The sequence below is a fragment of the Fusobacterium sp. SYSU M8D902 genome (assembly GCF_040199715.1).
GTDB lineage: Bacteria > Fusobacteriota > Fusobacteriia > Fusobacteriales > Fusobacteriaceae > Fusobacterium_A.
Genome location: NZ_JBEFNA010000088.1, coordinates 1 through 533, shown reverse-complemented (window position 1 = coordinate 533; position 533 = coordinate 1). Strand labels below are relative to the sequence as shown.

Annotated in this window: 1 protein-coding gene; it reads right to left on the bottom strand. The window is 23.5% G+C overall.

The window, feature by feature from the left end; genetic code table 11:
- Positions 1-21: 21 nt before the first annotated feature.
- On the bottom strand, positions 22-249 hold the full coding sequence (locus tag ABNK64_RS11195; protein WP_349764451.1) for a hypothetical protein: 228 nt from the start codon (positions 247-249) through the stop codon (positions 22-24).
- Between the last annotated feature and the right edge of the window lie 284 nt (positions 250-533).

The window sequence follows — 533 nt, the reverse complement described above, 5'->3', positions numbered from 1 at the left end:
TAGTTCCAGCTTTTGAAAAAATTATTCTTCAGTAGTTTTTGTATTTTCATTATTATTTGTATTTTTTGAATCAACAATGTCCATTAAATAATTAGCAACATATAATATTTCTTCATCTGAAATTTTATCAAGATGTTTTTTTAAAATATCATTGATTGGTTTTGTTCTAGTATCATATTTTTTCTTTAATAGTTTTTTCTTTTTTTCTTCAATTTCTTTTAATAAAGTATCAATGTCTTTATTTGCCACTTTCATCACTCCTTTTGTTAATAATATGTTATAATTATTATAGCATATTATTAACTCAAAATAAATATATCTATGATATTTATTTTGATATAAAAGGGGTCAAGGGGAATCCCCCTTGCACACGACTTTTTTGTAAAAAAAGGGTAGTGTGTTACCCTTTCCACAAATTGCATTGTAGAAAATGAAAAGATATAGTATAATTTAAATATAAAAATTAATATAAATATTAATTATATATTTGTGGAGAGGGTAAGAGAGGAAAGGAGCTGATATAATGAGTTTCG